Raw genomic sequence first — 26,745 nt, forward strand, 5'->3', positions numbered from 1 at the left:
CGTCACCTTTCTGAAGTGCAGGACCGATTTTGCAAAGCGGTCGTCGCAGAAAATACGTGGGGAAAATGGTGAATAATCTGCGTAAAAAAGGCCCTGGATTGTTGCAGCAGATAAAAATGGTCGCCGTCAATCACCACCTCGCCTGCGATATGGTTCAGCCACGGACGCCAGGCCTCCATCTCCGGCCGGGAGGCTTCACGATCGCGGCTGCCGCACACGAGCAGAGCAGGCGTGCGCAGCGGCGGAAAATCGTCGAGCGAGTCGTAGTGATAGTGCTCAGTAGCGTAAAAATCAGCGCGCAGAAGAGGAAGAAATAGCGACAGTAGCTCCTTGTTTTCCTGTAGTTCAGGCGAACATCCGCCGATATCGATCAGTTCAGCGATAAAGTCGGCATCATCGCGGTCGCTGAGCCTGCGCCGGGAATGCAGATGAGGGGCATGGCAGCCGGAAATAATCAGCCCTTGCGGGGGAAGCCCCCGTTGTTCCAGAAGCCGGCAGGTTTCAAACGCCACCTGCGCGCCCATGCTGTGCCCGGCAAGTAAAAGCGGGGCGTCAGGCGATACGCTCTCTTCCAGTTCGTCCGCCAGCAGCGACGCCAGTTGCGTAATGCTGCTGAGCGGCGCCAGATGGCGCAGGCGATCGCGCCCCGGCCAGGTCACCAGGGAAAGCGCGATCTCCGCCATGGGGTGGTCTCGCCAGCGGCGAAACGCGCTACTGCTGCCGCCCGCGAAGGGGCACATCACCAGATGCGCCGTACTGGCGTTGCGGGCGGGCCATAACGGTATACACATGGCAGATTGCATCACCGGGACTCCTCATCGTGGCGGTAGAAAGCCGTTAACCGGTCGTGACGCGGCGGCGTCAGATGTCGGATCTCCGCATGGCCGGTCTTACGTAAAATCTGCTGCCATAAATGTGATAACGCGAGCTGATGAGCGGAGTGGCAGGCCGCCGGCAGATTTCCACCCGCCAGATGGCAGCGCAGCAGCTGTAGCAACCTGCCGACCCCCTCCGGTCCGGCGGTTTCACAGCAATCACGCCAGCTCAGGGGAGCCGCGCTGCGCGTCTGACCCGGCGGGTCGCGCAGGATCTCCGGCCTGCGGTAGAGACTACGAACATTCGCCTGATGTTCTGTGACAAACAGGCTGGATGACCAGACCACGGGGCCGTAGCTTGCCTCCAGCGAAAGATGACCTTCCGGCCAGCCCAGCAGCAAACGGTGCATAATCAGGCTGTGCATATCAGGATCGTCAGGATCGAGATAGCGCTGAAGTAGCAGACAGGCTTCTCCCGCCGGCCAGAAAAGTCTCAGACAGTGAAAGTCGCTAAAGCTACCGACCACTTCGCACGCCACGCTGGCGGCATCAACCTCTAGCGCCAGCAACAACAAATCCAGCGTGGAGTAGAGCAATTGTCGGCTGGTGGTTGCGTGAGCAACCGACGGCGCCTGATCCAGGCTGCGACGTAACCGCTGCGCATCCCCGAGCCAGGCGCGACCCGCACGCGCGTGCGGATAAAACGTGTTGACCCAATAGCAGCGGCCCCGTTCCTGCGCCAGCGCTTGTAAAGAACGGACGTCATCCGGGTGGAGGGGATGTTCCTGAATCACATGCACGCCGCGGGTCAAAAAGTGCCGGGCAAGCTTGGTTCCGCTCCCGCCGGCGACGGTTGAGCGCACGACGATACAGGCGATATCCGGCATCTCGGCGATCTGTTCCGGCGAGGTATACAGCGGGATTCCAAACGCACAGGCCAGCTCTCTCGATCGCGCGCTTCCCTGGGACAGAAGACCAACCAGTTCCAGCCCCTCCTGGGGCTGCATAAAGGCGTTGAGGTACATTTCGCCAAATTTAGCGCCCACAATCAGTACGCGTTGCTTAGGGGCGGCGGACGGCATCATAACGTGTTCTCCGGTTGCGTTGAGGTTGCGCCGAGCCAGCGCTTGATATGCTGCGCACAGGTCTGAACGTGGGGGGGATCCAGCATGATTTGCCAATGGCTGGCTTTAATCGCATAGCTGTCGGCGCGGTCTATCCAGGTTTGCCATTCGGTTTCCGCTGGCGTCCAGCGCGCGGGTCTCATCGCGGCATGCACGATGAGACAGGGGAGCGGAACGGTTTCGTCCGGCGTATGCTCGGTCAGTAAGCGCAGCAGATGCGCGATGTTGTCGATCCACGCTTCCGCCGCCTGTAGCGTCAGGTTTTGCGCCATCATTCCCGCCGTTCTGGCAAGGTCGATAAAATCGGCAAGCTGGCGGTCGGGCGTCAGCCGATCGAAATGTTCCGGCAGCGCCAGCGGCGTATCGCCTTCGGCTAACAGCCGCAGCAGGGCCGTCCGGTTTGCGCAACGAAAATCCTGTCGACACACGGGATCGATTAACGCCAGCCGTACCTGCTCGCCTTTGGCATCCAGGCGCTGCGCGGCGCCCGCCGCAAGAAAAGCGCCATACGACCAGCCCGCCAGAACATAAGGGCCGTGCGGCTGCTGGCGGCGGATACTCGCGACATACTCATCGATCATCCGATCAAGCGTGGCAAAACGCTGCGGCGATTTTGCCTGCAGGCCGAAAACGGGCATATTCAGCGCGCTGGCGAGCGGCAGCCAGGCGCTGATATCGCCGTCTGAAGCATGGAAAACAAACAACGTTTCGCCGCCACCGCCCTGGCAAATGGGCACAGGATTCTCCTCTGCCGACGAACAGGCCTGCAGATGGGCGCAGAAGTCGCTGAGCGTTGAATGGGTGAACAGATCCTGAAGGCTGGCGCTGGCAATTCCTCTGCGGTTCAGCTGCGCGACCATCCTTGTCGCCATCAGGCTGTCGCCGCCCAGCGCGAAAAAGTCGTGATGTCTGGACACGGGGCGAGACAGCAGCGTTTGCCAGAGTTCAGCGACCTGTTTTTCCAGCGCCGGATCTCCCCCGGAGCTCGGTGTCGATTCAGCTGGCGCAATCTGTGCGTCAGGTGGGGCCGATAGCGGAGTAAATAACGTTTCTCGCTGCCGGATCTGCAACGCGGGCAGGGTGGCGCCAAAACGCTGCTGCAGATAGCGGCTCACGGCTGCTTTATCCGGGCGATTCACCCCAGGCGAACGTGCGACCAGCAGATGCTGGCGCAGCGGCGACGATTCCTGCGGCGGCCAGGCCAGTTCGTTGGCAAAACCGGCCTGCACAAGCACTTCCTGCCATGCCGAACGGGTGAGCATAGGTTTTTCATCCCGGCGGCGGAAATCGCGGTATCCGCTTAACCCTTCGATAAAGCCGACGCTCGCCAGCTGGAATACGCTGTTTCGTTCCGTCGCTTCAACGATCAGCAGACGTCCGCCGGCTTTCAGCAACCGCTTTAATCGGCGCAACGACTGTACGACATGGCTGGCGTCGTGAAGCACGTTGACGGCAATAATCAGGTCGTAACCCGCCTCGGGGTGGGCGGTAAAATCCAGCGGCTGGTTGATATCGAATAAGGCGTAAGACACCCGCGATTCATCGTGGAAACGGGTTCGGGCGTCGTTGAGGAACTGCGCGGAGACATCCGTGAAGTGGTATGACAGCCGCGTGTTTCGCGTGGCCTTCAGCACCGGTTCCGCGGTGGCTGCGGTTCCGGCGCCCACCTCGAGGATCCGTTCTGCGCCGCAAAGGGCGGCAATCTGCGCGGTATAGCGATTCAGACAAGCGCTGGCGGGGTTTTCGCGATACAGCGCGTCGGTTACGCGCAACGACTCGTTGAACAGCAGTTCCAGCGGCGAACACTGCCCGGAGAAGAGGTCGTCGTGCCGGGCGATGCAGGCGTCAAGATACTGCGCCAGCGCCTGGCTCCAGTGGGTTTGCGGGCAAGCTTCGTGAGGTTCGGGAATTTCGCTGAGCGGAATGCGGCAGCGCCAGCTATCCCCCTCGCGCACTAACCATTCTCTTTCCGCCAGACACTGCAGCCACTGGCGTAGCAGGCGCCGGTGTGACGCTTGCGCGCCCAGCGCCTGTACTATTTCGCCAAATGGGTGGGCAACCTCCGGGGTGGTGAACAGACGGTGGCGATGTAGCGTTGCGGCAATCCCCTGCAGCGCACGCGCCTCCAGCCAGCGCCAGGTCGCTTCCAGCTCGTCAAGTTGCGTCTGTTCAGGCAACGGCAGCGCCAGTGAGGCGAGATCGTGCTCATCATGTAACGGCGCTGAGGGCGGTGGATCCTCGGTCATAACGATATCCAGGGTTAACGCGCCATTTTCGCTTAATTCCGCTCTGGCCTGTTGGATGCAGGGGTATTCCTGCGCCGCTTGCTCAATATCCCGCAGATCGTAGTCTGTCTGCGCGTTCAGCGGCCAGCGGCGGCGGGGAATGTGTTCGGCAATCCCGCTGTCCATGGTCTCCAGGACTTCAGGGGTGGCAATGGCGGCCTGCAGGATGGCGCAGTAGTCATTAAACATCGCTTCAGCCGCGCCCGGTTCCAGCACGTTATCCATGCAGTACCAGCTAAACGTCAACGCGCCATCGCTCTCCATCACCTGATGATCCAGCCAGACCTGCGGCGTTTGCGTAAAGACATAGCAGGGTTCGCCGAACAGATGACTCATTGCCCGGTCGATAGCCATTCCTTCCAGCGTCATCCCCAGCATGCTGGTAAACACCACCGGCATCAGCGGTTGACGCTGGGATCCGCGCTGGCGCCCCAGCTCGCGGATCGCCTCAACGCCGTTCACTTCGCTGTGCGCCATGTTTTGCCAGAGACGCTGCTGGGTCCGTTGCATCTGCTCCTGCAGCGTTAGCGGCGTTGAGAAGTTAAAATCAACCAGCGTGACGGAGGTAAAATCCCCGATCAACTGATTGATTTGCGGGTGGATCGGCTGGCGATTGAAGAACGTCAGGTTCAGCGTAAATGCCGTGGTACGGCTCCAGCGCTCAAGGGTGGCGGCAAACAGCGTGAGCAGCGCGGCGGAGGGGGTGACGCCCTGCTGCTGCCAGCGTTGTTTCGCCGCCTGCCACTCTTGTCTATCAAGCGTCGAAGTGAACGTGGTGAAGTGCGGGGTTTCCGGCGGAGTCTCCACCACCGGCAGTTCCGGAGCTGAAGGCAGTTGCGGCAGTTTTTCCTGCCAGTAATCCCAGGCATCGTGCCATGCTGTTGTTTGTCGGCGCGCCTGTTCAGCCATCACGTAATCGCGGAAGGTGATATCGAGCGGCGGCAGCGTTTCTCCGCGCCATACCTGGGCCAAATCGTCCATCATGACTTTAAAGCTCTGCACATCGAACTGCAGAAGATCGAGGTTCATGTGCAGGCGGTAGCGGCAATCGTCGATTTCGCTGACCACCAGCTCAAAGAGCGGCCACTGGTCGGCAGGTAAAACGCGATAGCTCAGTTCATGGCGCCGTTTTTCCAGCGCCTGGCACTGCTCTTGCGGGGAAAGCGCGCGCAGATCGTCGCGCGGGATACGATACGTCGGGGTTGTCGCCAGAACGCGCTGTTGTCCATCTGCATCCACCACCATCCGCAGCATATCGTGGCGGGCAATGAGCTGGTTCCATGCTTTCTCCAGTACGGCGAGATCGAACTCATCGTGGCGTTTATCCCATTCAAACAGCACGTGACAGGCAACGCCGCCATAGCCAATAAGATGGGTTCTGCCCAACCAGTAGGCATGCTGAATCGGCGTCAACGGGAAGGGCGCGTAACGCTCAGCGGCATCGTGCTGCAACGCTTCCGGCGGCGATACGGCAGGCGCCGTCTCTGCCTGAGAACAGATAAGCTGTGTGAGCCCGTGCGGCGAGAGATCCTGCCACGCCCGTTCCGCGTTGATGCGTACACCCAGGTCATGTTGAATATCGCTGCTGAGTTCAAGAAAGAGCAGCGAGTCCATTCCCAGCTGTAACAGATCCTGATCTGCGTTCAGCGAAGCAGGATCGTTCAGTCTTAGCTGCACCGCAATGCGATTTTTCAGCCATGTCATCACCGCCGCTTTATCGCTGATGCTACCGTGAAAAGCATGGTTATCAGCGGGAGTCGCGGCCGGAATCGCGGCGTGTTCTGTTGCTGCGGCGTTAAACAGAGCCTGCTGCAGCGGGGGCATTTTGTCGGTGAAAACGCGCATGGCCAGTCGCCAGGCGGCGCCGCGCATCACCGCTTGTTCAAGGTGCCAGCGCCCCTCGGCATCGCTTAACGCGCCCATGCCACGATCGGCAAGGGTCGTCAGCATCTCTGTCGTAGCCGCCCGGCCGCTTTCTCCCCATGCGCCCCAGGCGATGGAGAGCACTTTCGGCGTATCAAGGGAGGAGAACTGCTGGGCGAGCCCGTCAAGATAACCGCAGGCCAGCGCATGGGCGCTCTGGCCTGGCGCGCCGAGGGCGGCGGCAGCGGACGAGTAGAGAATCAGATAACGGGCGTCGTGGTTGCCCAGCGTTTGTAATAGCTGGCTTGCCGCCTGCGCTTTGACCGCGAAAACGGCGGCCAGCTGGTGGTCATCGAGTTCCTGCAAGGGCCCATCAGCCAATACGCCAGCGGTATGAATCGCTCCGGCAATGCCGCCGCTGGTCGCCAGCTCATCAAGAACACGGGCCAGCTCTCCGGCATCACCCACATCACAACGGCAGACGCGAATCTCCACGTCCGCTATGTCGCCTGGCCATGACGCATCCACGCGCGGCGCCAGTAGCGCGATGCGGCGCGCCCCTTTTTCTCTGAGCCAGTTCACGGCAAGGCGGCCCAGTCCGCCAAACGCCCCGGTCACCAGATGCCAGCGGTTATCGCCGGCAAACACCTTCGCCGGTAATTCGGCGGCGCATCCCGCGTTGGGCGCCAGCGAAGGGAGCCAGAAGCCGTTATCCCGGGCTGCAAGCCAGCGTTGTGACAATGAAACAGCGCTTAATCCTTGACGCAGCGTTTCCCACGAGGCGTTTTCAGCCATATCGATAGCGGCGATTAACCGTTCCGGCTGTTCGTTGGCCGCGACGCGAAGCATAGCCCACAGCGCGTGATGGGCCGCTGATAGCGCCTCATTTTCATCGATTTGCCACGCGCGGCGGGTGACGACAATCAAGCCGCCTGGGCTGGCGGTGAGGGCCTCTTTCACCTGCTTCGCTAACGCCAGCGTCTCCTCGCTCTCGTCGACAATCATCAGGACAGAAGGGGCCTGCGGATCGTGAAGAATGCCGTATTGCGCCAGCGCCTCTTCGTAGGCAAGGGTACCGGCGCTGAGGCGGAATACCAGCGGGCGGCTATTACTGTCGATGCTGAGGGGCCTCCAGCGCCAATGATAATGCGTCTGCGGCGCAGGAAGAGGCGCGTCGGGCGCCAGCGGCAGCCACTTGCCGTCTGGATGACGGGCTTCCACGCGCATCTCGCCGCGGGAAAAGGCTGCGTTTCGCCAGCTTAAGCGCACCTCCCCCAGCCATTGCGGGGCGGTAACGAGGGGCGGTTTCACGGGGGAATCGTCGCCGTGCCGCGCGGAGAGGCGCCGCCAGGCCTCCTGCCAGCGGGCGGTAAACCGTTCCGGCTGACCTGCGCAATCGGACCAGTCGGCGAGATAATCAGGGTTATCCGGCAACGTCTGTTCCAGCGCGGATTCTGATGACGTGGACATCTCCTGGCCGGGCAGGGTGGCGAGAATGATATGTTCGCTCATACCGGCGGTCGGGCTGTCGTCCTGCGGTAGCCACGCTACTTTGCTGAATCCGGCGCTTCGGCACTGCTGCTGCCACTGATGGGGGGTGAGGAAGAGCTCGCCTTCGCGGGCGTCGATATCCTGTAGCGGGAGGACCAGCGGGCCGAAAACGAAATCAAACAGACGCATTGGCTGGGTGATTTCGCGCATCAGCAGGCGCCCGCCCGGCTTGAGCAAGGGACGCAAATTATCGAGGGTTCGACCGATATGGCGCGTGGCATGGATCACATTAGCCGCGACGATAAGATCGTAAGACTGCGCCGCAAAGCCCTGAGACTGCGCCTCTTGTTCGAGATCCAGCTCGTCGTAATGCACAAAGTCATAGTCGGCGAATTTCTGCTGCGCACGGCGGGTGAACAGTGCGGAGATATCGGTGAAGTGGTACTCCAGCGCCGGTACGTCTTTGAGTTCAGGCAGCAGCCATGCGGTGGTGCCGCCGGTTCCGCCGCCGACTTCAAGAATGCGCAGCGGCTGATGGGGCTGACGCGCCTGGACGATACCCCGTACTACCCCGGCGGCAATCTGGTTGAAATAGCGGCCAAAGCTGAATTCCTGATATAGCACCTCTACGCCGTCGGAAGCGCCTTGCGGGAAGATAATCGCCACCGGCTCTTCCGCGCCGCTCATCATGTCGTATAACCGATCGCCGGCACGGGCGATGGTATCGGGGATAGCCTGATAACCTTCACAATAATCGGCGAGTTCCGTCAGCAGAATGTCCCGCTGCTGATGTTCAATGGGGCGGGCGCGGTAGTAGCGCCCCTCAGCGCAGCGGTAGTCGCCGTCGACCACGCAGTTATTTAGCAGGCGCTGAAGCAGCTGCTGGTAGCGGGGCATCAGTCGTCCATGGCGCATAATGGTGATGGCGTCCACGCCGTTATCTATCGCATCGCCCGTACAGCGTTGTACCAGCCGATCGACATAGATGGCGTGCAGTCGCGTGGCGCACTGTTTAAGCGCCTCCAGACGTGGGAGTTCGAGCGCTGTCGCGGCGCTGTTGGCCACCGCTAATCCAGCGGCAAGCACAGCATCGGCAGAGCGCTGTCGCGGCGCTGTTGGCCACCGCTAATCCAGCGGCAAGCACAGCATCGGCAGGCTCACAGGCGGAGGTGGCGCGTTCTTTCCAGTAACGCTCGGTCGCAAACGGATAGCATGGCGCGGAGATACGTTGCCCACCGCCTGCCAGAAGATCGGCCCACGGTAAGGTGACGCCGGCCGCGTATAGCTGGAGAAGCGCCTGATTCAGGACAGCGCTCGCCTCCTGTTTACGCCGGGCGCTGGCTATCCAGTAAGCGTCATCGCGGTATTCGCGCTGTCCGGAGGCAATCAGCTGGGCGTCGGGCCCCATTTCAACAAAAACGCGGGCACCGAGCTTGCGCGCCGCCTGAATACTCTGAATAAAACGTACCGGCTGGCGCATATGGCGGCGCCAGTAATCCGCCTGGTTGAGCGTCGCCTCGTCAATGAGTTCGGCGGTAAGCGTGGAAATCAGCGGTATTTGTCCCGGCTCGGCGAGCAGACCCGCGCAGGCCTCCTGGAAGCGATCGAGTATTGGTTCAAGTAAAGCGGAGTGCGCCGCGCCGGTTACGCTCAGGCGACGATAGTCGATCTCGTGTTGCGAAAGCGCGGCGCAAAACTCCGCGATACGGGCTTCCGGCCCGGAAAAGACCGTATGCCGGGTGCCGTTGTTGGCGGCGAGATCCAGCTCGAACTGACGGGCCAACGGCATCAGCGCCTCTTCTTGCGCAAATACCGCCACCATCGCGCCGCTTGCGCACAGCTGCATCAGCGCGCCGCGCCGACATACCAGCGGCATGACCTGCTCAATGGTATAGTGTCCGCAGACAACGGCAGCGGCAAATTCGCCGACGGAGTGACCCATGGCGAAGTCGGCCTTCAGTCCTTCAGCGCGCCAGTGGGCCGCCATCGCGATTTCGAACGCGACAATCGCCGGCTGGGCCCAGGCCATATTGTCAAGCTGCGCTGAATCGGGATTAAACATCGCTTCCCGTAGCGAAGGCGTGAGCATGTCACGACAGGCGGCAAAACAGCGCTCCAGCGTATCGGCAAACGCCGTTGAGTGCTGGTACAGAGACTGACCCATAGTGCGCCAGTGCGAACCCTGCCCGGTAAACAGCCACACCTGTTTGCCGCTGGCGCCGTGGCCGCTATAGACCGGCGAAGTCGATTTCGCGCCAGCCCAGGCGCTGAGCGAGGCGGCGGTGTCATGATTTAATGGCGCCGCCAGGCGGAAGGGAAGATCGAGACGGCGCGCGCGTAATGCCGTGAAGGCCAGATTGTTGGCATTCGAGTTCTCCCTCAGCGCCGCGGCATAGTCCGCTGCCAGCTGCCGCAACGCGGTGTCGCTGGCGGCGCTGAGCAACAGCGCGGAACTCTTGCTGCCGTCATCCGCGGCGGGGTAGCTTATGTTGAGTTCGTCGGGCAGCGAAGCGACGATCATATGGCAGTTGGTGCCGCCAATACCGAAGGAGGAGACGCCCGCGTAGCGCACTTCGTCCTGCCACTCCTGCGCCGTCACCGGCACGGTAAAGGGGCTTTCCTCGAGCTTAAGCGCCGGGTTTGGCGTGTGAAAATTCAGCATTGGCGGAATTTTTCCGCGACTGACCGCCAGAACGGTTTTCAGCAGTCCGGCAATGCCCGCCGCGGTATCCAGGTGACCAACGTTGCTCTTCACGGAACCCAGCGCGCAGCGCTGTTGCGGCGGGCGGGGAGCGTAGACGTTGCGCAGGGCTTCTATTTCAATCGCGTCTCCCAGCGGCGTGCCGGTACCGTGGGTTTCAATGTAGCCGATCTGCCTGTCGTCGATGGCCGCCAGCATTAACGCCTCTTCGATGACCGCTTGCTGTCCTGCCACCGACGGCGCGGTATAACCCACTTTTCTGTTTCCGTCGTTGTTGACCGCGCTGGAGAGGATCACCGCGATAATTGGATCGCCTGACAGCAGCGCGTCCTTCAGGCGACGCAGCACCACGCAGCCGAGACCGTTGCCGGCCCAGGTGCCCTCTGCCGAGGCGTCAAAAGGGCGACAGTGCCCATCGGGAGAGAAAATCATCCCGGGCTGGTAGCGGTAACCCGCCTGCTGGGGGAAGGAAAGCGCCACTCCGCCGGCTACCGCCATATCGGATTCGCCTGCGCGCAGGCTTTCGCAGGCCAGATGGACCGCAACCAGCGAACTGGAGCAGGCGGTCTGTACCGATAACGCCGGGCCGTGCAGATTGAGTTTGTAGGCCGCGCGGGTGGCTATATAGTCCTTGTCATTGCCCATCAGAGACTGCAGGCCCTTGACCTGTGCGACCTCTGTCACGTTCAGGGCTTCGCGGCCGGGATAGGTGCTCATCCGCGAAGAGGCGAAAACGCCGGTCTTATGGGGGACGGCGCCCGGGGCGTAACCTGCATGCTCCAGCGCATGCCAGACCGCCTGTAAAAACAGGCGCTGCTGGGGATCTATCGACTCCGCTTCCTGCCGCGAATAGCCAAACAGGGTGGCATCGAAGCAGTCAGCGTTGTCTAAAACCGTTCCAATATTGACGTAACAAGGATCGTCAATAATGGCGGTATCCAGCCCGGCGGCCAGAAGCGCTTCGCGCGTAAAGCGTCGGCTGCATTCGCGGCCTTCCAGCAGATTTCGCCAGAAGGTTTCGCCATCCGGCGCTTCAGGAAAATGGCAGGCGTAGCCGATGACTGCGACAGGTTCGCAGTCCGGGTAGCGTTGAGCGATCGATGCATCAATGGAATCTGCTGTTGGCGCAGAAGAGAAGCGCAAGTTATCCATAATCGGTCCCGTTTCCTAAAATTGACAAAGTCAGTGGCGCGCCATGCGTTAGCGATGGCGTCCGGGAAAAGTCAGTTTGTTTCGCGTCAAATGCGCCGCTGACGACGGCGAACCGGCCGCACGCGTTTGGTTTTCTCCTCCAGGGCTACGCCGGCGAGATAATTGGCCAGCGCGACAGGAGAAGGGTGAGTGAACAGGTCAAGCAGCGTCAGGGTGGCGAATTCGTGACGTTGTAACAAGACGTGCAGCTGCACCAGATTCAGCGACGTGGCGCCCGCCTCAAAAAAGTTCTCTGCGGGTGCGACAGGCTCGCCAACCACCTCGCGAAAGGTGTCGCAAATCAGGCTGACGCTGCTCTTGTCCGCCGCGATCCGCGGCTGAGCGCGCTCAGGGCGCAGCCGGCGGGCGCGTCGCTCCGTGACCTTAAGCGGGGGAACCAGGTCGGCGAGCGGCAGCTGCCAGCTGCTGTCATCCTCCGCCATTCGGTTAAGCAACGCGCAATACTGTGCAAACTGGCGCTCCACCTGCCCGTCAGGAAACAGGGCGGCGACAAAATCCCAGTTAAAGCGCAGTTCCCCTTCGGATTCATAAACCTGGTGATCGAGCCAGACCTGCGGCGTCTGGGATATACCCCACACCGGTTTGAGCAGATTGCGCCGGGCAAGGAAGTTATCCTGCTCAAAGCCCAGCGCGCTGGTAAAGACGACGGGCATTGGGACAGCCGGTACGTTTTGCCGCCGCGCCAGTTGCCGCATCACGCGTATTGCCGACACATCGCGGTGGTTGAGGCTCTCGCTTAGTCGCTGCTGTAATAACCGCGCGCTTTGCAGCCAGCTCTCGCCGGGATGCCAGCTCAGCAGCATCAGCGAAGTAAAGTCGCCCAGGATCTGGTTGATTTGCGGGTGCAGCGGTCGTCTGTCGAAAAGCGTAAGGTTAAGCGTGAAATCGGGCTGTGCGCTCCATGCAGCAAGAACCGTTGACCACACGGATAACAGTACGGCCGACGGGGTGAGATGAGCGTCAGCCGCCCGCTGTTTCAGGCGACGCCAGCGCGCGCTGTCCATTGCCCCATTGAGCCGTGCGAAGCGCGGCGTCTCAACGTCCTGAGGCAAGCAGCGTAGCGGTAACGCAGGTGCCGGAGGAATATCATCAAGCTGCGTTTGCCACCATGCCAGAGAGTCGGGATTGGGCGTCCGCAGCGCGGGTTGCTGCAGATAATCCCTGAAGGTAACGGGAAGCGGCGGCGGCAGCTGCTGCGGATAGCGATAGCCGTGTTCCAGCTCTGACAACAGGATCTGCATGCTCAACCCGTCAAGCAACAGGTTATCCAGACACAGCCACAGGCGGGCGGGCATCCCGTCGACGAACCCGACCTGGAGATCGAATACCGGCCAGACTTCAGGGTTGAGAACCTGATGCGCCAGTCTGTCGCGTACCTGCTGCGCCTCTTCGGGGCTGTGCAGGATGTGCGCGGGTATCACCCATGGGGGAGTCTGTTCGAGAACCCGCTGTTGTCCATCCCGCACCACGGCGCGCAGCATATCGTGGCGGGCGATTAACCGGTTCCAGACCTTCTCCAGCCGGTGAATATCCAGATCGGCAATTTCAAATTCAACAAAGAAGTGTGAGCCTACGCCGCCAAGGGCAAAGCCCGGCTGACGCCCGACCAGGTAAGCCTGCTGCACATCAGTCAGCGCGAAAGGCCGGTAGCGTTCTTCAGGGGAGTGGACAAAGGGTTGTTCAACAGGGAGGTCGGTTTTACGCAGCGTGGCGGCAAAATCAGCCAGCCGGGGGTGATTAAACAGGTCGCTTAATCGTGCTTCATAACCCGCCTGGTGGAGCTGTCCGATCAGCCTGGTGGCTAGCAGGCTATCACCGCCATGCTGGAAGAAGTCGGTTTCTCTGCTGACGGCGCCCATCGACAAGAGCGGCTGCCAGATGACGGCAACCTGCTTCTCAATATCGTCCAGGGGTAAATCCGCTTCAGTCCGGTTTTCAGCTTCCGGGGTATGACAGCGCTTTAGCGTCTGATAGTCAATTTTGCCGTTCGCCGTCAGCGGTAAGGCGTCAAGTAAGAAGATCCGTTTCGGTACCATCCACCCCGGCAGACGTTCGGCGAGAGCGGACTGCAGCTGACGAGGATCGCGGCGTACCTGGCTAACGGGGCATTGTACGAGGAAGCGCTGCAATCCCTCGACTTCATCGCCGTGCTGGCAGTTGAAAGCGGCGGCGGTAAATATCGCCCCCCAGTCAGCGCTATTGTGAAGTAAGGCTTCGGGCTGACCATCGGTTAACAGAAGCGTGCTGAGCAGGGCGGAGGGCGTTAACTGACGAAACTCCAACACGTAGAGCAGCGCGCCTGGAACGGCCAGCTGCTGTAATGCCGCGAGGAGCCCGGGCTCTTCCGGCAGCAGACGATGCAGGGCGTTATTCAGCCAGATAATGTCCGCCGAATGAGCATGCGCCGCCAGCGTGTCTGCACTCCAGAGGGCCAGACGGGCGTCAGACCACGGTGCAATCCGCTGTCGGGCGCTCAGCAGCAGCTCCTGGCTGTGCTCAAGCCCGACATACTCAATCTCGTCAGCGCTGAGCCGGGTTAGCAGGCACTCTGCGGCGCGGGCGGTGCGGACACCCACCTCTAGCAGGCGTACCGGGCGCTGTAAACGCCGGGAAAGCTGTTGACAGATTGTCGCCAGTTCCTCGATATACAGGGCGCTGGCCGGATGGTCGAAAGCCAGACTTTCCGGCGACCACCGCGCATCGTTCAGTAATGACAGTTCGTGGCGAGCGCCGCGAAGGATCTGCGTTAAGGTGAGGTCATGCCCGCTGAAAGAAGGAGGGTCATTCTCCGGCGCTTCCCCCGCACAAACCTGATAACCCTCAGCGGCGGGCTGCAGCCGCTGTTGGGTCACGAGAAAGGCTAACCAGCGTTCCACCACGGCCCGCCAGCGAGGCTGGATAGCGAGAGCATTCATCAGGGGAAGAGGATCGGCGCCAGGAGTTTGACCCGGTTTCAGTTTTAACAGGCGATGCTGAAGAAAATCAGCGACCTGGCCGGCGGAGATTTCCGGGGGGCAGACGCAGCAGGGCAGCGTTCCGGCAAGCCCGCGCCAAGCCTGGGGCAGCGCCGGGTCCCGATGATGGGTAACACAGAAAGCCGAACCCTGAGGCACAACCCAGGCCGCCAGGGTCTTTTCTTTTTCGCCGATCGCCACAACGGTTGACTGTTTCACTCCCGCCAGCTGGCTGAGCGCGCTTTCGATTTCACCCAGCTCGATGCGATATCCCCCGACTTTGACCTGCTTATCGCGACGACCGAGGAACTCTAACGTACCGTCTGGCCAGTAGCACCCGAGATCGCCGGTGCGATACCAGCGCGCGTTCGATTGCGTTACAAACTGCTGCTCGCTGCGTACAGGATCGTTAAAGTAGCCTTCCGCGACCCCGATACCGCCAATCCACAATTCGCCCGGAACCCAGTCCGGGCAGTCCCGGCCCAGTTCATCCACCACCCGGTAACGTTGGTTGGCCAGCGGAAAACCATAAGGGATGGCGCGCCAGTGGTCGGGGACCCGGTTAATTTCACAGGCGTTAGACCAGATAGACGCCTCGGTGGCGCCGCCCATGGCGATAAACTGTCCCTGGGGGCGGAAGGCGTGATAGCGGGCAGGAAGATCGAGGCCGATCCAGTCGCCGGAAAGCATGACCGCCCGCAGTTTCTCCGGCGCGGCGTCGGCGAAACCTTCACACCAGGTCAACAGCATATCGAACAGCGCCGGGACGCTGTTCCAGAGCGTAACCTGATGACGCTGGATCAATTCGCACCATGCGCGGGGATCACGCCGTTGATTTTCCATAACGATAACCAGCGAGCCGCCGGCGCTCAGAACGCCAAAAATGTCGTAAACCGATAAATCAAAATGCAGGGCGGAGAGGGCCAGCACTCTGTCTCCGGGACCCACCTGGTAACGGCTATTGATATCGCAGCAGGTATTCAGCGCTGCACGGTGAGAAATGACCACGCCTTTCGGCGTGCCGGTCGACCCGGAGGTATAGATAATGTAGGCCGGCTGCGTCGGCGCGCGCGCCGCCTGGTCGGCTAGCGGCTCCGCCTCAATGGCCTGCTGCCAGGTCAGGTGGGGAATATCGTCTGACCAGGCGCTGGCGTCGTGCTGGCAGGTGAGCACCAGCCGGACGTTGGCGTCAGCGTAGATTTTCCCGCGCCGCGCGGCGGGCTGGTCGAGCGAAACCGGAACGTACACCGCCCCGGACAGCAGCACGGCGAGGACCGCAACCAGCTGTCCTGCGCCTTTCGACATTGTAATAGCGACATTGTCGCCGGGCTGAACCCCGCACGCGATTAACCTGCCAGCGCAGCGGCGCGCGTTCTCGGTCAGCTCACGATAATTCCACTGATAATGCGCGTCCGTTACCGCCAGCGCCTGCGGTTGCCGGAGGGCGATGCGGAAAATGCCTTCATGCAGCAAGCCCTGAGGAACGGGGGCGTCGGTTGCGTTAACCCGTTGACGTATCTCCCGCTGGCTTTGGGGCATCCTGTCCGCGAACGACTTCTTCCAGGCGCTTTCATCATCGCAGAGTTGGTTAATCAGCTGGCAGTAGGCGTTGAACAACGTCTCGACCAGCGCCGGAGGGAACAACGCGTCATTGCTATCCCATTGTAGCCAGACCTCGCCCCGATGCTCGAACGCCAGATGATCTATCCAGACCTGCGGCGTCTGCGAGATGCCCCATTCCGGTTCGCCCAGCGGCGACTCGGCGCGGCTGCTGTACAGGGAGCGCCCCAGATTGCTGGTAAATACCACCGGGGCGCCGTGGGGATGGCTTTGCTGGCGTTTGAGTTCACGAAGGAGCTCGACTCCGGACCAGTGGCGATGCTCCCAGTCCTCAGTAAACGTGAGCTGGTTTTTACGCGCCAGGTTGCTGACGGTATCGCCATCGCAGGCGGTATCCAGCAGAAGAATATTGGTGAAGTCGGCAAGCATTTCGTCAACCGCCGGGTGCAGCGGCTGGCGGTCAAATAACGTGATATTGAGCAGCAGCCGCGTCAGGCCGCCCCAGCGCCCCAGAACGGCAGCAAAACAGGTCGCCAGCGCCATTGTCGGCGTCACGCCATTCTCACCGGCCCGTTGGCTAAAGGCGTTCCAGCATGTTGTCGGGACAATCATGCGGCGTCGGGTATTACGGACTTCACGCAGCGTGGCGGGTTCGCAGGCTAGCGGTAAAACCGGCGCGGGTGGCAGCATCGATGCTTTCGCCAGCCAGTACGCGCGCGCTTTGTCGAGCAGCGGCTGATTGATCTTCTGCTGGTGCAGCAGATAAGCGCGGAAATCATAGCGGGGGTCGCCGGGCGGCAGCGACTCTCCGGCCAGCAGGGCGTTAAGTTCATCGAAAAACAGCGTAAAGCTGGAAGCATCCATAATCAGCAGGTCGATATTGACATGGAGGCGGTGGCGATTGTCCGGCAAGAGCGTCAACTGGAAATCAAAGGTTTCGCCCATTTCCACGCGTAAAAGACGGTGGCTCAGGCGCTGGCGCAATGTTTCCAGATAGGCCTGGCGGCTTGCCTCGTCGGTCTGGCGTAAATCATGAACGGTGACGCCGTTCCAGTATGGCTGCGGTAGCCAGACCTGCTGCCCGTCGGCGCGAAAGGCGATATGCAGCATCGGATGGCGTTGCAGTAAGATCGTGATGGCCTGCTCCAGCTTTGGCGCCGTCAGATAATGGCCGGCAAACTCCTGATACAGATGGCAACCGACGCCGCCCAGCGTCTGTCCGGGCATTCGGCCCGTCAGATAGGCATGCTGTACCGGCGTCAGCGGGAAGGGGATACCCTCGCTCATGACTGGCCACGCCGCGTCCGCCGGGGAGCTTGCATCATCCGGTTTTTCACCCGAACGGCTGCGCATCAGCTGGCGCCATGCTGCCAACGTGGGGGCGGCATACAGCTCGCGAAGGGTGAGGCGGTAGCCCTTTTTACGAAACCAGTGTAACCATCTCATTAATCTTATGGAGTCCAGGCCCGCCTGGATCAGATTGCTCTCTTCCTGTAACTGCTGCGGCGCTACATTCAGTTCCTGTATTAACAGTTCGCGTAATTGTTGATAATCGGCCGCTTCGCCGTTGTCCGATAACAGCGGATCCTGAGAGGGGGCGCCAGAAATCATTCTTCCTCCTGATGGCACGTCATACCAAAAGTATTGCTTATATGAGAATAATTATTATTAACAATTGAGTGCTACCCGAATCGGGTTTATTTGTGCCCGTTTCGGTTTACGGTCGGCAAAAAACAAGGCCCGGATGGCGAATCCGGGCCTTGTTAACGGAGGAGTTTCTGGGGTAAGCCCTAGTTAGATCAGACGTTTGAAGGTCGACGGGGTGACGCCAAACTGCTTCTGAAATGCGGCGGAGAAATGGCTGGCGTTGGCATAGCCTAGATCCGCCGCCACCGTCATAACGGAAGTATTGCCATTGGCCAGCCGTCTTCTTGCCTCCTGCATGCGTTCAGCCTGAAAAAGACCATAGACGCTGTTGTTGAACAGAACGCGAAATCCCCGCTTAATTTTAAGCACGCTTAAACCGGACTCTCTGGCGAGTTCGGTGACCCCCGGCGCCTGCGTCAAATCGGCCAGCAGCAGATCCTTTGCCCGCAGCAGTTTCTGGCGTTCCATCGGATTGAAGTGGCAGGAGGAACAGCTGGCGTCCTCGCGATGTTCATCCAGCACCAGGCTGAGCATCACCAGACTTTGTCCCTGTAGCCATAACGTCGACGGTTTTTGTTCATGACTGAAGCCGCCGTGCATCCGCATCAGCGCGTGCCGCAGGGCCTGAGCCGTTAGGTGAGTTTCGGCATTACAACGCTGCTGCTGGCAACAGCAGTGGGAGTCGATCTTATTTTTAATGACCGAGCTAATATCCGGCACCCACAGCGCGAGGGCTTCAGGGCTGAAAGAGAGCGTAATGCTCTCGAACCGGCCGCAGTAGGAGGCGCTGCCGCGGCAGTCTGGCGTATGGGTAATGTAATGACGATCGCGCGCGAGTTCCCAGTCGGTGTGGCGGCTGAGTCCCTGGATCGCAAAGCGCGATGTGCCTTCCAGAATGCAAGAGAAGTTAATCCTGCCCAGGTCGTCGTGCAGCTGCAACGTCTCGGGCTGAGCAAAGTGGCCCCGCCAGAGCAAAATATCCATACCTTCCTGCAACGAGCAGCGCAGCAGCTCACACTGGGCAGGAATAGTGCCGTCGTTCGCGGGTTTTCCAACCACTAGCTGGTGAATAGAGATGGCAGATTGCGTTTGTGGTGACTCCGTCATGACCGGGTTATCTCCCTGTGGCTTAGACCAATGCGGGTATAAATAGAACCGAATGGGGTAGATGAGTAATTGATAATGGTTATTATTCACATTAATTCCCGGAACGCCACCTTGAAATAGTGTTTTTGGCGTCCATAAAAATTCATCAGGAAAATCAGCTACTCCCATGTCATCTCACTCATCCAATACTGAATCGCTGTCCCGATTTCCTCTTTGGCAGGTGATTACCCCGGTTCGCAGGAAGGTGCTCCTGGCTATGGCGCTGGCGGGGCTGGCGGCCTTCACCAGCCTGGGGGCGCTGCTTTTTCTGGCATGGTGCCTGCGCGATCTGCGCGGGGCGCCTGACATCATCCCCGTCTGGCCGCTGAGCGGCGTAGTCGGCTGCGTGATAGCGACCTTTATCCTGCGCCTGCAGGCGTTCAATACCTCTCATTATGCGGCTTTCCATCTGGAGAATATTCTGCGCAGCAGATTAGCCCGCAAGACCCTACAGCTTGCGCCGGGCGCGTTACAGCAAATGGGCAGCGGATCGGTGGCGAAAGTAATGCTGGATGATGTGAAGTCGTTACATATTTTTGTTGCTGACAGCACGCCGCTCTATGCCCGCGCCATAATCATGCCGCTGGCGACTGTTGTTCTCGTATTCTGGCTGGACTGGCGACTGGCCATCGCGACGCTGGGGGTACTGGCGTTTGGTTCGGTGGTGCTGGTACTCGCCCGTCAGCGCTCGGAAAACATGGCTCAGCGTTATCATCAGGCGCGTGAACGGGTCAGCGCCGCGGTGATTGAGTTCGTACAGGCCATGCCGGTGGTGAGGACCTTTGATAGCGGCAGTACCAGCTTTTTGCGCTATCAACATGCCCTCGAAGAGTGGGTCGATGTGCTCAAAAGCTGGTATCGGCAGGCCGGATTTTCAGCGCGCTTTTCATTCTCAATTCTGAACCCGCTGCCGACCATATTCGTTCTTATCTGGTGCGGATACGGCCTGCTGCACGCTGGCAGTCTCGATTTTATCGCCTGGGTAGCCGTTTTACTGATAGCCAGCGGAATGGCCGAAGCGGTAATGCCGATGATGATGCTTAATAACCTGGTCGCGCAAACGCGTTTAAGCGTTCAGCGTATCTATCAGGTTCTCGCGATGCCGGAACTCTCGCGCCCGCGAGCCGATCGACAGCCGAAAGAGGCGAGTATCACCTTTGAGCAGGTAAGCTTTCATTATCCGCAAGCGCGGACTGGCGCCGCGTTGCAGGAGGTGAGCTTTCACGTTCCTGTCGGGCAAATTGTGGCGCTGGTAGGGCCAAGCGGCGCCGGGAAAAGCACCGTGGCGCGGCTGCTGCTGCGTTACGCCGATCCCGACAAAGGCCATATTCGTATTGGCGGCGTGGATCTGCGCGATATGCGGATAGAGACCCTGATGAAGCAAATCTCGTTTGTGTTTCAGGACAACTTTCTTTTTGCCGACACGATCGCCAATAACATCCGTCTGGGTGCGCCGGATACGCCGCTGGAATCGGTGATAGCGGCGGCCAGAGTGGCGCAGGCGCATGAGTTTATAAGCGCGTTGCCGGAGGGTTACAGCACGCGGGTCGGGGAACGAGGGGTATTTCTCTCCGGCGGGCAGCGGCAGCGCATCACCATCGCCCGGGCGCTTTTGCAGGATCGTCCCATTCTGGTGCTTGATGAAGCGACGGCGTTTGCCGATCCGGAAGGTGAAGCGGCGCTTATCAAAGCCCTCGCGGCGGCCATGCGCGGCCGGACGGTCATCATGGTCGCGCATCGTCTCTCCATGGTGACTCAGGCCGATGTGATATTGCTGTTTTCCGACGGTCAGCTCCGGGAAAGCGGGAGCCACGGGCAGCTGTTGGCGCAGGGTGGCCTGTATCAACGGCTATGGCAACGCTATCAGCAGGCGCAGCAGTGGGCGCCGGGTAGAACGCAGGAAGAGGCGGTGCAAAATGAAAGACACTAACCCGGCGGATAATCTGGCCTGGCGCGCGATCTGGCGCCAGCTTATCTCCAGCGTGGGCAGTCAGGCGGGAACGCTGCGGCGCAGTCTGGTTGCTCTGCTGCTGGCGGCATTGATGCAGGGGATCGCCTTCGCCTGTCTCTATCCGATCGTTGATGCGCTGCTACGGAATGAAGCATCGCGGCTTCTTCACTGGGCTTTGGCCTTCAGCATTGCGGCGTTGGTGACGCTGGCGCTCCGCTGGTATGGGCTGGGCTTTGAATACCGCGGGCACCTGGCGCAGGCCACCCATGAGCTGCGCCTGCGCCTGGGCGAACAATTACGCCGCGTGCCGCTGGAGAGGCTCCAGCGCGGCAGAGCGGGCGAAACGAACGCCTTGTTGCTGGGCTCCGTGGATGAAAACCTCAATTATGTGATTGCGATAGCCAATATTTTACTGCTGACCATCGTCACGCCGTTGACGGCGTCGCTGGCGACATTGTGGATCGACTGGCGGCTGGGGCTGGTGATGCTGCTGATCTTCCCCTTGCTGGCGCCGTTTTATTACTGGCGCCGCCCGGCGATGCGGCGACAAATGCAGACCCTGGGCGAAGCGCACCAGCGGCTGAGCGGGGATATTGTTGAATTTGCGCAGGGGATGATGGTATTGCGTGCCTGCGGTAGCGATGCCGATAAAAGCCGGGCGCTGCGGGATCATTTTGATGCTCTGGAAAACTTACAGACCCGCACTCACCGCCAGAGCGCGGGCGCGACGATGCTGATCGCCGGCGTTGTGGAGCTGGGACTACAGGTGGTGGTGTTGTGCGGAATTATCTGGGTGGTCACGGGCACATTGAACCTCGCCTTTCTGATTGCCGCCGCCGCGATGATTATGCGTTTCGCTGAACCGATGGCCATGTTTATCAGCTACACCTCGGTGGTGGAACTGATTGCCAGCGCCTTACAGCGTATTGAGCAATTTATGGCGATCGCGCCGCTTCCCGTTGCCGAACGCGGGGAGATGCCGGAATGTTACGATATCCGCTTTGACAATATTCATTACCGCTATGACGACAGCGGCGATCCCGCGCTCAATGACCTCTCTTTGACCTTTCCGGCGGCCAGTATGAGCGCGCTGGTGGGCGCTTCCGGCGCAGGTAAAACCACGGTCAGCAAACTGTTAATGCGCTATGCCGATCCGCAGCAAGGGCGGATTTCTATCGGCGGCGTCGATATTCGTCGCCTGACGGCGGAGCAGCTCAACAGCCTGATTTCCGTCGTTTTCCAGGATGTCTGGCTGTTTGATGACACATTGCTGGCGAATATCCTGATTGCGCGCCCGCAGGCGACCCAGCAGGAAGTGGAAGAGGCCGCCCGCGCGGCGCAGTGTCTTGAATTCATTACCCGCCTTCCTCAAGGCTGGCTGACGCCAATGGGCGAGATGGGCGGACAGCTATCGGGCGGCGAGCGCCAGCGGATTTCCATTGCCAGGGCCTTATTGAAAGATGCGCCAATCGTCATTCTTGATGAGCCGACCGCCGCGCTGGATATCGATAGCGAGCTGGCGGTACAGAAAGCTATCGATAACCTGGTTCACAACCGGACGGTGATTATTATCGCCCATCGCCTGTCTACCATCGTCGGGGCCGGAAACATCCTGGTGATGGAGGAGGGCAAAGTGGTTGAACAGGGCACCCATGCGCAGCTGCTCTCTCTTCATGGGCGTTACCAGGCGCTGTGGCACGCGCAAATGGCCGCCCGCGTCTGGCGCGCCGAAGGGGGGTCCACGTCAGAGGAGGTGGCGCATGAGTGACGTTCCGTCGAATGTGAAACCGCTGACGTTAACCACCGGGCGGGTGATTTTCGCCATTGCCGGCATCTATGTGACCCAGAGTCTGGTATCGGCGCTCTCGATGCAGTCCTTGCCCGCGCTGGTGCGCGCTGCTGGCGGATCGCTTGCGCTTGCCGGGGCGACAACCCTGTTCATGCTGCCCTGGGCGCTGAAGTTTATTTGGGCGCCGTGGGTCGAGCGCTGGCGGCTACCTCCTGGCAGCCCGCAGCGCCGTTCCCGCATGCTGATCCTGCGCGGGCAGGCTGCGCTCGCGGCGATCCTGGCGATTGCCGCCGCGATTGGCGGGACAGGGCGAGAAGGCGGATTGCCCGAAACGCTAGTCGTCGCGCTATTTGCGCTGTTTATGGTGGCAGGTACGGTCGCCTCCACTATTGATATCGCCAGCGACGGTTTTTGCGTCGATCAGCTGACCCGCGCAGGGTACGGTTGGGGAAACAGCGTGCAGGTCGGCGGCAGCTATCTGGGAATGATGTGCGGCGGCGGGGTGTTTCTGATGCTATCGGCGACCGTCGGCTGGCCTGCGGCCATGCTGATGATGGCGGCGCTGATCCTGGTCTTATCCGTACCCCTATGGCGCATTGCCGAACCAACGCGCGCAGCATCTGTTCCGCATGTTCCGGCACTGGGTTATGCGCTTAGAAGGCGACAGGCTCGTCTGGGCTTAATGCTGGTATTGATGCTGAATTCAGGCATGCGGTTTGTGCTGCCTCTTCTGGCGCCGCTGCTGTTGGATCATGGTCTGAGCATGTCAGCGCTCGGCGCGCTGTTCAGCGGCGGTAATATTGCGGCGGGCATAGCCGGAACGCTGGCGGGTGGATTGCTGATGAAATACCTCTCACCCGGCAGAGCGCTGTTTGCGGCTTATGGCGTGCAGGGCATCGCGCTGCTGGCGGTAGTGATGACGCTGCTGATAGCGCCGGGTCCTCTACTGCTGCCGATTCTCCAGGGGTTGATCGTTGTTCAATCTGTTTCGCTGGCCTGCGCGTTGGTCTGTCTTTACGCCACGCTGATGGCGCTTTCTTCGCCTTTGCAGGCCGGTGTCGATTTTACGCTCTTTCAATGTACTGACGCCGCCATCGCCATTCTGGCCGGCGTAGTCGGCGGCGTTGTCGCGCAGCGCTTTGGCTATGCGGCCTGCTTCCTGTTTGCCGGCGTATTCACGTTGCTGGCGGCGTGGATTGTTTCTATCCGACTGCGTTCGGCAGAAGAACTGATGACAAGCTCAATTGATTGATCCGGGAATAACACAGAGAGGTAAGGGATGAAAATCAGTGAATTTTTACACCTGGCGTTACCAGAGGAGCAATGGCTGCCGATGATTTCTGGCGTCTTACGTCAGTTCGGAGATGAAGAGTGCTATGTCTATGAGCGCCAACCTTGCTGGTACATAGGTAGAGGATGCCAGGCGCAACTGCAGATTAATGCCGACGGCACCCAGGCGACATTCATTGATGATGCCGGAGAACAAAAGTGGGCGGTAGATTCGATTACCGACTGCGCGCGTCGTTTTATGACGCATCCGCGGGTAAGAGGATGCCGGGTATATGGCCAGGTTGGGTTCAACTTTGCGGCTCATGCGCGGGGAATGGCCTTTGATGCCGGCGAGTGGCCGCTGCTAACGTTAACCGCTCCCCGTGAAGAACTTATTTTTGAGAAAGGAAATGTTACCGTTTACGCGGACTCCGCCGACGGATGCCGCCGTCTGTGCGAGTGGGTAAAAGAGGTCGATACGGCGACACCATGCGGGCCAATGGTTGTGGATACCGCCCTGGACGGTGAAGCGTATAAACAGCAGGTTGCGCGCGCCGTTTCGGCGATCCGCCGCGGCGATTACGTTAAAGTCATCGTCTCACGCGCGATTCCTCTGCCAGCGCGAATTGATATGCCCGCTACGCTGCTATATGGACGACAGGCCAACACGCCCACCCGTACGTTTATGTTTCGCCAGCAAGGACGCGAGGCGCTGGGTTTTAGTCCGGAACTGGTGATGTCGGTGACGGGAAACAAAGTGGTCACTGAACCGCTGGCGGGCACCCGCGATCGCATGGGCGATACGGCGCATAATCAGGCAAATGAGAGGGAGCTGCTGCACGACGGTAAAGAGGTGCTTGAACATATCCTCTCGGTCAAAGAAGCCATTGCCGAACTGGAGGCGGTTTGCCAGCCCGGCAGCGTGGTGGTCGAGGATTTGATGTCGGTTCGCCAGCGCGGCAGCGTCCAGCATCTGGGGTCTGGCGTCAGCGGCCAGCTCGCGGAAGATAAGGATGCCTGGGATGCGTTTACCGTGCTGTTTCCGTCAATTACCGCGTCAGGTATCCCTAAAAAAGCGGCCCTCAACGCGATCATGCAAATTGAAAAAACGCCGCGGGAGCTCTATTCAGGCGCAATCCTGCTGCTGGAAGATACGCGCTTCGATGCGGCGTTAGTACTGCGTTCCGTGTTTCAGGATAGCCAGCGCTGCTGGATACAGGCGGGGGCGGGTATCATCGAGCAATCTACGCCGGAACGCGAACTGACGGAAACCCGGGAGAAATTAGCGAGCATTGCGCCCTATTTAAAGGTGCCCGCGTGACGGTTATCGACCCTGTTTAAGGTTAAAAGTGCCAGTAAGCTGGCACTCTCTTTTGCCGGGTTCAGGCGCTTATTGTGCGTCGGCCAGCGCCAGTTCGGCTTCTTGCTGTTGCGTGTTCTTACGCTGTTGCTCAAGCTCCAGCGCGCCGCGATGAGAGAGGTAGCAGAACAGAATGCAGCAGACGATCCCGCCCATCAGCAGATAGAACCCGCCGTGCCAGCCCATTTTATCCACCATCACGCCAAACAGGCTGGTGCCTAACGATGCGCCAAAGATGTAGCTCATAAATCCGCGCAGTCCCACGGCGGAGCCGACGGCAAAGCTGGGAACAATTTCCATGGTCTGCACGGAGGCCAGAAACTGCGGCACGTAGATCAGGCAGCCCACGATCGCCGCGAATACCGTCACCATCAGCAGGGATTCGCTTTTCCAGTAGCCGATCAGGCAGACAAAAATCAGCGCCATACAGATCATGGCAAGCGGCATGCGCCGTCCTTTGAACAGCTTGTCGGAGAGCCAGCCCGCCAGCAGGGTCGACGGAATCGCCGCCCATTCAAAGAACAGGAACGCGACGCTCATCTGCTCTTTGGAAAAATGTTTCACCGTCAGCAGATAGATAGGCAGCCAGCTGATCATGCCGAAACGCACCATATAGACAAACACGTCCACAAGGGAGACATACCAGGCGTTTTTGTTGCGCAGAACGTAGGTGCAGAAGATCTGGAATGCGCTCATATTTTCCGGCGCTTTTACCGCGTGTTTAGCGTTAAGCACGACCTTTTCTTCCGGCATCATCTCTTCCAGCGCAGGCAGGCCTTCCTCGCGCGGCGAACCTTTACCCAGCGCCAGTACGCTGATGGCGAACACCACCGCCACGCAGGCCGGGACAATGTAGCTGGCGCTCTGCCAGTGCTCGGTACCGAGAATCGCAAACGCGGCGCCGACGATCGGGGCGACAATCCCGCCGCCGACGTTATGGGAAATGTTCCAGAAAGCCCCCACGCGACCGCGCTCCCGGCGAGGGAACCAGTTAGCGATGGTGATAAAAGAGGGGCCGACGCCCATCCCCTGAAACAGACCGTTCAGAACGACCAGCGCAGCGAAGATCCAGAATGCGGTGCTGAACCCCAATCCGACGTTGACGATCGCGCACAGCACCAGGCCGCAGGCCATAAAGACTTTCGGGCTGGCTTTATCCGCCAGGCTGCTCATAACGCCTTTGCTGATCCCGTACGCAATGAGCATACAGCTGCTGAGCAAACCGATCTGGGTGGCGCTCAGATCTAACTGCTCTTTCAGATAAGGCGTGGATAAGGTGAAATTGTTGCGCACAATATAGTACGCCAGATAACCCAGAAATACGCTTAGCAGCGCCTGCATGCGGTAGCGGCCATAAGTTGCCTGAATTTTCTCAGCCGGCACTTTATTTGCCGATGGCCCTTTTTTTAATATTGATAACATGTCGTCACCTGTATTTTATATTGATATGAACATCAGGAGTATTCGGCATGAAGAGTGAAATAAGTGGTCAGAAAACTCAAATCGTCGAAATGGGTCAAAACTGACTCAAATTAATGAATTCAGGGGTTATTTTTAACGCATTGAGCATCAATGAAA

Annotated in this window: 9 protein-coding genes and 1 pseudogene; 4 read left to right on the forward strand and 6 right to left on the reverse strand. The window is 59.8% G+C overall.

All coding sequences use genetic code 11. The annotated features are described in order from the left end of the window. Positions 1 to 2: 2 nt before the first annotated feature. From ABLU87_RS15130 to ybtA, 5 genes and pseudogenes are all read right to left on the reverse strand, one after another. Complete coding sequence (locus tag ABLU87_RS15130) at positions 3 to 806, reverse strand: alpha/beta fold hydrolase (protein ID WP_048262810.1); 804 nt, start codon at positions 804 to 806, stop codon at positions 3 to 5. Next, a complete protein-coding gene (locus ABLU87_RS15135) occupies positions 803 to 1,900 on the reverse strand; it encodes a Gfo/Idh/MocA family oxidoreductase (RefSeq protein WP_196942027.1) in 1,098 nt (365 codons plus the stop codon). Before ABLU87_RS15135 ends, ABLU87_RS15130 begins: the two co-directional genes overlap by 4 nt. After that, positions 1,897 to 11,431 (reverse strand): annotated as a pseudogene (irp1, locus tag ABLU87_RS15140) (yersiniabactin polyketide synthase HMWP1). The gene ABLU87_RS15135 and the pseudogene irp1 overlap by 4 nt, the downstream one beginning before the upstream one ends. 86 nt (positions 11,432 to 11,517) lie before the next feature. Beyond that, entirely contained in the window at positions 11,518 to 17,616 is a 6,099-nt protein-coding gene (locus ABLU87_RS15145) for a non-ribosomal peptide synthetase (RefSeq protein ID WP_122116846.1), read from the reverse strand. Positions 17,617 to 17,799: 183 nt separating this feature from the next. Further along, positions 17,800 to 18,759 (reverse strand): yersiniabactin transcriptional regulator YbtA, encoded by a 960-nt coding sequence (gene ybtA, locus ABLU87_RS15150; RefSeq protein WP_032694987.1) that lies wholly within the window; start codon positions 18,757 to 18,759, stop codon positions 17,800 to 17,802. A 256-nt stretch (positions 18,760 to 19,015) separates the two neighbouring features. Between ybtA and ybtP the strand changes: the two genes are divergently transcribed. Genes ybtP through ABLU87_RS15170 form a run of 4 tightly spaced genes read left to right on the forward strand, consistent with a single transcriptional unit; the run spans position 19,016 to position 25,128 of the window. Continuing rightward, complete coding sequence (gene ybtP / locus ABLU87_RS15155) at positions 19,016 to 20,728, forward strand: yersiniabactin ABC transporter ATP-binding/permease protein YbtP (protein WP_183129313.1); 1,713 nt, start codon at positions 19,016 to 19,018, stop codon at positions 20,726 to 20,728. Then, on the forward strand, positions 20,715 to 22,517 hold the full coding sequence (gene ybtQ, locus ABLU87_RS15160) for a yersiniabactin ABC transporter ATP-binding/permease protein YbtQ (protein WP_122116844.1): 1,803 nt from the start codon (positions 20,715 to 20,717) through the stop codon (positions 22,515 to 22,517). The genes ybtP and ybtQ overlap by 14 nt, the downstream gene beginning before the upstream one ends. Beyond that, the gene (gene ybtX / locus ABLU87_RS15165) at positions 22,510 to 23,790 is read left to right on the forward strand and encodes a yersiniabactin-associated zinc MFS transporter YbtX (protein ID WP_014229379.1); all 1,281 of its coding nucleotides are present in this window, start codon (positions 22,510 to 22,512) and stop codon (positions 23,788 to 23,790) included. Before ybtQ ends, ybtX begins: the two co-directional genes overlap by 8 nt. Before the next feature lie 27 nt (positions 23,791 to 23,817). Beyond that, positions 23,818 to 25,128, forward strand: a complete 1,311-nt coding sequence (locus ABLU87_RS15170) for a salicylate synthase (protein ID WP_038424513.1) — start codon at positions 23,818 to 23,820, stop codon at positions 25,126 to 25,128. A 69-nt stretch (positions 25,129 to 25,197) separates the two neighbouring features. On the opposite strand, the gene pgtP is transcribed toward ABLU87_RS15170, so the two are convergent. Further along, on the reverse strand, positions 25,198 to 26,589 hold the full coding sequence (gene pgtP, locus ABLU87_RS15175) for a phosphoglycerate transporter PgtP (protein WP_009652152.1): 1,392 nt from the start codon (positions 26,587 to 26,589) through the stop codon (positions 25,198 to 25,200). Positions 26,590 to 26,745 lie beyond the last annotated feature (156 nt).

Source organism: Klebsiella sp. CB_Kp196 (assembly GCF_040061575.1).
Taxonomy (GTDB): domain Bacteria; phylum Pseudomonadota; class Gammaproteobacteria; order Enterobacterales; family Enterobacteriaceae; genus Klebsiella; species Klebsiella michiganensis.

Coding starts and splice junctions, on each gene's coding strand:
- ABLU87_RS15135 (WP_196942027.1), bottom strand. CDS start 1,900: ATGATGCCGTCCGCCGCCCCTAAGCAACGCGTACTGATTGTGGGCGCT.
- ABLU87_RS15145 (WP_122116846.1), bottom strand. CDS start 17,616: ATGATTTCTGGCGCCCCCTCTCAGGATCCGCTGTTATCGGACAACGGC.
- ybtA (WP_032694987.1), bottom strand. CDS start 18,759: ATGACGGAGTCACCACAAACGCAATCTGCCATCTCTATTCACCAGCTA.
- ybtP (WP_183129313.1), top strand. CDS start 19,016: ATGGCGCTGGCGGGGCTGGCGGCCTTCACCAGCCTGGGGGCGCTGCTT.
- ybtQ (WP_122116844.1), top strand. CDS start 20,715: ATGAAAGACACTAACCCGGCGGATAATCTGGCCTGGCGCGCGATCTGG.
- ybtX (WP_014229379.1), top strand. CDS start 22,510: ATGAGTGACGTTCCGTCGAATGTGAAACCGCTGACGTTAACCACCGGG.
- ABLU87_RS15170 (WP_038424513.1), top strand. CDS start 23,818: ATGAAAATCAGTGAATTTTTACACCTGGCGTTACCAGAGGAGCAATGG.
- pgtP (WP_009652152.1), bottom strand. CDS start 26,589: ATGTTATCAATATTAAAAAAAGGGCCATCGGCAAATAAAGTGCCGGCT.